At 50.5% G+C, this 5,309-nt stretch carries 5 protein-coding genes; all 5 read right to left on the reverse strand.

Translation table 11 applies throughout. From position 1 onward, the window contains the following. Nucleotides 1-174 precede the first annotated feature (174 nt). The 5 genes from rbsB to rbsK are packed head-to-tail and all read right to left on the reverse strand — an operon-like array spanning nt 175 to nt 4,832. Nucleotides 175-1,092 (reverse strand): ribose ABC transporter substrate-binding protein RbsB, encoded by a 918-nt coding sequence (rbsB, locus tag QZQ29_RS08720; RefSeq protein WP_296962397.1) that lies wholly within the window; start codon nt 1,090-1,092, stop codon nt 175-177. 13 nt (nt 1,093-1,105) lie between these two features. Continuing rightward, nucleotides 1,106-2,044 carry a ribose ABC transporter permease gene (gene rbsC, locus QZQ29_RS08725; protein WP_296962399.1) on the reverse strand — a complete coding sequence of 313 codons (939 nt, stop codon included), beginning with the start codon at nt 2,042-2,044 and terminating at the stop codon, nt 1,106-1,108. Between the two features lie 4 nt (nt 2,045-2,048). Next, nucleotides 2,049-3,530, reverse strand: a complete 1,482-nt coding sequence (locus QZQ29_RS08730; protein ID WP_296962401.1) for a sugar ABC transporter ATP-binding protein — start codon at nt 3,528-3,530, stop codon at nt 2,049-2,051. Between the two features lie 19 nt (nt 3,531-3,549). Then, complete coding sequence (gene rbsD / locus QZQ29_RS08735) at nt 3,550-3,954, reverse strand: D-ribose pyranase (RefSeq protein WP_296962403.1); 405 nt, start codon at nt 3,952-3,954, stop codon at nt 3,550-3,552. Beyond that, nucleotides 3,942-4,832: a ribokinase gene (gene rbsK / locus QZQ29_RS08740; protein ID WP_296962405.1), complete on the reverse strand. Its 891-nt coding sequence runs from the start codon at nt 4,830-4,832 to the stop codon at nt 3,942-3,944. The genes rbsD and rbsK overlap by 13 nt, the downstream gene beginning before the upstream one ends. Nucleotides 4,833-5,309: the final 477 nt, after the last annotated feature.

Consider the following 5,309-nt stretch of genomic DNA (forward strand, 5'->3'; position numbering starts at 1 on the left):
TAAGGAGACTTATGACGCAGCATTGGATAAAAATACATATGAAATTCGATTCTGCGAATTAATCAGTGCTTCCCTAGTGCTGCTTAGCAGAGAGCCCGCCGAATGACTCACATATAAAAAAATCCGCAGACCGGGGTCTGCGGATTTTTCCAGGTTGTCATCTTTATGCGGTTATTATTTCTTTTCTACCAGTTTCAGATCAACGGCAATGTTCTTATCCACGTTTTCGCCTTTAGCCAGTTTGAGTGCGGTTTCTACGCCGATTTCACCCATCTTGTCAGGCTGCTGGGCAATGGTGGCAGCCATGGAGCCGTCGTTGACTGCTTTGATGCCGTCGTCGGTGCCGTCGAAGCCAATGATGAAAATCTGCTTGTTGGCAGCCTTGGCAGCACTTACAGCACCAAGAGCCATTTCATCATTCTGTGCAAAAATAGCCTTTACGTCAGGGTTAGCCTGGAGGATATTTTCGGAAACGGTGAGGCCTTTGGAGCGGTCGAAGTCTGCGCTCTGTTTAGCCAGGACTTTGAGTTTGTTGTCAGCGATGTTATGGAAGCCCTGTCCTCTTTCACGGGTAGCGGAAGCGCCGGGGATGCCTTCCAGTTCAGCCACCGGAGTGCCTTCGCCCAGTTTGGAGATGATGTATTCAGCTGCCATTTCGCCGCCCTTTACGTTGTTGGAAGCGATGTGGGCTGCTACTTCGCCTTTATCAGCGGAGCGGTCGATGGTGATGACAGGAATCTTTGCCTTGTTGGCTGCCAGGACGGAGTTGGAAATTGCTGCAGAGTCTACCGGGTTCACGATGAGGACGGAGATATTTCCCTGGAGCAGGTCGGCAATATCATTGGACTGCTTAGCCGGGTCGTTCTGGGCATCTACGATTTTAACATTGACGCCTGCTTTGTCAGCAGCCGCTTTGACACTGTTTGCCATTGTAACGAAGAAGGGGTTATTCTGGGTGGAAACAGAGAAACCAATGGTAACTTTCTTGGAGCCGGAAGCTGCACCGTCAGCCTTCTTGTCAGAAGAGCCGCAGCCTGCTGCGGAAATGAGGGCTGCACCGATGAGAGCAGCCAATGCGATTTTCTTTAACAACTTGTTTTCCTCCTTAATTTTTCTTGCGGTCCATAAGCACTGCGAGTAAAATGACAACACCTTTGACAACCTGCTGATAGAAGCTGGAAACATTTAATATATTAAGACCATTATTCAGGGTACCGATAATTAATGCACCGATGAGGGTACCGGAAATACGGCCTTTGCCGCCGGCCAGAGAAGTGCCGCCCAATACGACGGCTGCGATGGCGTCCAGTTCATAGCCCATGCCGGCTGTGGGCTGCGCACTGTTCAGGCGGGCGGTGAGAATAGCGCCGGCCAGGGCACAGAGGCATCCGGTCAAAGCATAGGCAAAAATCTTGATTCTGTCGATTTTAATACCGGAAATATAAGATACCTTTTCATTGCCGCCTACAGCATAGGTCTGGCGGCCAAGGGGTGTCTTTTTCAGGATGAAGAAAAGGATGAAGAAAGCAATGAGCATGACGATGGCCGGTACCGGGATATCCAGGATGAAGCCCTGGCCGAAGCCGGTGAAAATGGGGTCATCGGACAGGCCGGAAATCGGGTTGCCGTTGGTAAATACCAGGGTGGACCCGCGGTAAATGGTCATGGTTGCCAGGGTAGCAATGAAGGGAGCCACCTTGCCGTAGGAAATAATGACGCCGTTGACGGTACCAAGAAGGATGCCGATGACCGCAGACAGCACGATAGCCAGTTCCGGGTTGGTGCCCTTGGTAATCATGCTGGCCATGAGGGCACTGGAAAGGGCAAGGATACTGCCCACGGACAGGTCAATGCCGCCGGTGAGGATGACGAAGGTCATGCCGAAGGCAATGAGGGCGTTAATGGAAATCTGGCGTGCCAGATTTTTCAGGTTCGATGGATCAATGAAACTGTCATTCAAAAAGGAAATGACGATAAAGAGAAGGATCAGGCCGATGAGAGGGCCCATTTCCCTGATAATATTTTTTACTTTTGCGGAACTCATGCTTTTACTCTCCTCCGGTTGCAAGTGTCATAATGCGTGTCTGGGTGGCATCCTTATGTTCTACGATGCCTGCGGCCCTGCCTTCATGAATGACGAGAATACGGTCGCTCATGCCGATAACTTCCGGCAGTTCAGAAGAAACCATGATGATGGATACTCCCTGGGCGGTGAGTTCATTCATCAGGTCGTAAATATCTTTCTTGGCGCCGATATCGATGCCTCTGGTAGGTTCATCCAGAATCAGAAGTTTCGGATGCATGCCCACCCATTTGGCGATAACCACCTTCTGCTGGTTGCCGCCGGAAAGAGTGCTGGCAGGAAGATTGATATCCTGCGCTTTTACGCCGAGACGCTTTGAAAGTTCACTGGAAAAATCAAACTCGTTCTTATCATTAATCACATGTCTCTTCGCCAGCCGTTCTTCGCTGGGGAGTGCAATATTTCTTTCAATGGAGAAATCAAGGATGAGGCCTTCGGTCTTCCGGTTTTCCGTAATGAATCCGAAGCCCTGGCGGATGGCATCCCCCGGATTTTTGATATGGATTTCTTTTCCTTCAAAATAGAGCTTTCCCGATTCATGAGGATCCACGCCGAAGATGGCCCGCATGATTTCCGTGCGTCCTGCCCCCATAAGGCCGGCCACCCCCAGGATTTCCCCCTTACGAAGGTTGAAGGAAATATCCTGGAAAACGCCGGGCTGGGTAAATCCTTCCACCCGGAATACTTCATCTCCCGGCACATTGGTGCGGGCAGGATAGTATTCGCTCATCACACGGCCCACCATGTCCCCTACAATCTGGTCCATGTTGGTTTCTTCCGTGGGCCGGGAGCTGATGGTCTGGCCATCACGCATGACGGTGATGGTATCGCAGTTGGAAAAAACTTCTTCCATGCGGTGGGAAATATAGATAATGGAAACGCCCTTGTTTTTCAGCTTCCTCATCACGTCGAAGAGGCGGTCCGTTTCCCTTTCCGTCAAAGCGGCAGTTGGTTCGTCCATGATGACCGTCTTCGCATCCAGCATAAGGCTTCTGGTGATTTCCGTCATCTGCTGCTGGCCTACGGAGCATTCTCCTGCGATTTCATCCAGCGGCAGTTCGATGCCGATTTCCTGGCACTTGGCTTCTGCCATTTCACGCATCTTTTTGAAATCAATGGTGCCGAACCTTGTCTTCGGCTGGTTCATGAGGAAAAGATTTTCCAGCACCGACAGGTTAGGCCAGATGTTCAGTTCCTGGTGGATAAAAGCAATGCCGTGTTCTTCTGCGTCTTTGTTGTTCCGGAAGGTGACTTCCTTCCCGTCCACCATAATGGTGCCGGCATCGGCCTTGTGAATCCCGGTGAGAATGTTCATGAGGGTGGATTTGCCTGCCCCGTTCTCTCCCATCAGCGCATGCACTTCGCCGGGACGGACATGAAGGTTGACCCCGCCCAGCACCTTGTTGGCGCCAAAGGATTTGCAGATGCCTATCATATTAATATCCATGTACTTTCAGATACCTCTCTTAGAAGATGACTCCGGACTGGAGAATCACATTGGAAAAGGGAGTGATTTCTCCTGTTCTGATGACTGCCTTGCAGTCCTTTTCCCAGGCCTTCAGTTCTTCATGGCTTTCCAGCATCACCCATTCCACTTCGCTTTCAGGAAATACTTCCTGCAGGGCTTTCCACTGGGCGGGATTCTGGATTTTCGTTTCCGGTGCCAGATAGATTTTTTCAATCTGCATATATTTCGCCATTTCCTTGATCACTTCAATGAACGGCGGTTCGCCAAGCCGAAGGGCCAGGTCGATTTTCGGGACCCCTGCCGGAACAGGAAGGCCGCAGTCTCCTACACAGATTTTATCTGTATGGCCCAGGTCAGCCAGAACTTTTGCAATACTGCTGTTAAGGATTCCTACTTTTTGCATGAGAGCATTTCCTCCACTTCATTCCGCCAGGGCATGCCGCCCTGGGCTCCAATCTTACCTACCGAAAGGGCTGCTGCCGCATTGGCAAAGCGGATGGCTTCCCTGATGGAAAGGCCCTCTGTCCTTCCGGCAGCAAAGGCACCGTTGAATGTATCACCGGCGCCGGTGGTATCTACTACAGGCACATGGAAGCCGGGTACATGGACCACTTCATTTCCTTCCCCGTACAGAACGCCTTCGCTTCCTACGGTCATAATCACCTTTCCTGCATGGGATTTCAGGATTTCATCCCGATCCATGCCATGGAACATGAGCGCCGCTTCGTGTTCGTTGGGAGTCATATAGGTGACCTTGTCAATCCATTCCTTCGGAATATCCATGTACGGCGCCGGATTCAGCATAACCGGCACCTTTTCTTCATAGCAGCGGTCAATGATATAGCCGATGGTGTCCATGGGAATTTCATGCTGCAGCATCACCAGATCCGAAGTGCGGATAATGTCAAAGGCATCATCCACCACCTGGCGGCTCACCTTATCATTGGCCCCCTTGAGAACGATAATACTGTTGTCCCCTTCCGCCAGAATAATATGGGCCGTACCTGTGTCCACTCCATCCAATACCGATACATAGTCCGTCTTCACGCCGCTGTTCTTTAACGCATCCAGCATGAGACTGCCATAGGCATCATTGCCTACACAGCCCACCATGTAGACTTCCTCACCCAGCCTTGCAGCTGCTACGGCCTGGTTGGCGCCCTTGCCGCCGGGAGAAACAACCAGACGTTTTCCCATCACCGTTTCACCGGCCAAAGGCCTTCTGTCCGCTTCCACCGTGAGATCCATATTGCAGCTTCCGATTACAGAAATATGCCCCATATAACCTCCCATTGATGTATTCATAAAGTATATACTTTTCAAAATCTGCTTGAAGTCAACGCTTTTATTCTAGCACAATACCCCCGGAGATAAAAGGTGGAAAGAGAAAGAAATTTACAAATTCTGTTCCTTTATTTTCCCCTATTATACAGGAAAACGAAAGATTCGTTAAGAAAACAAAAGGGGCTGTGAAAAAATGATTGAGTCTCTATCAGATAGTTAGGCAACCTGGCGGTAGACGCCTTATCATAGGTCTGCAAGGAACAAATTGACACAAACACTCACACCGCTTCATTGTCATTTCGACCGAAGCCGGTCAGCCGCCAATAGGAAAGCCTCTTATTGTGCAGGCTAGAGGCCAACTTCGGCTGACTTGGAGACTCTATGCAGAGTCTCCACAGAGTGGAGAAATCTCCCTCTCCCAATGGCACAAGCCGCATTGGGGCGGAGATCTCTCGACTCAGAGTCTCAATAGAG

It is taken from the genome of uncultured Dialister sp., assembly GCF_900538805.1.
Classification (GTDB): Bacteria; Bacillota; Negativicutes; order Veillonellales; family Dialisteraceae; genus Dialister.

Coding starts and splice junctions, on each gene's coding strand:
- rbsC (WP_296962399.1), bottom strand. CDS start 2,044: ATGAGTTCCGCAAAAGTAAAAAATATTATCAGGGAAATGGGCCCTCTC.
- QZQ29_RS08730 (WP_296962401.1), bottom strand. CDS start 3,530: ATGGATATTAATATGATAGGCATCTGCAAATCCTTTGGCGCCAACAAG.
- rbsD (WP_296962403.1), bottom strand. CDS start 3,954: ATGCAAAAAGTAGGAATCCTTAACAGCAGTATTGCAAAAGTTCTGGCT.
- rbsK (WP_296962405.1), bottom strand. CDS start 4,832: ATGGGGCATATTTCTGTAATCGGAAGCTGCAATATGGATCTCACGGTG.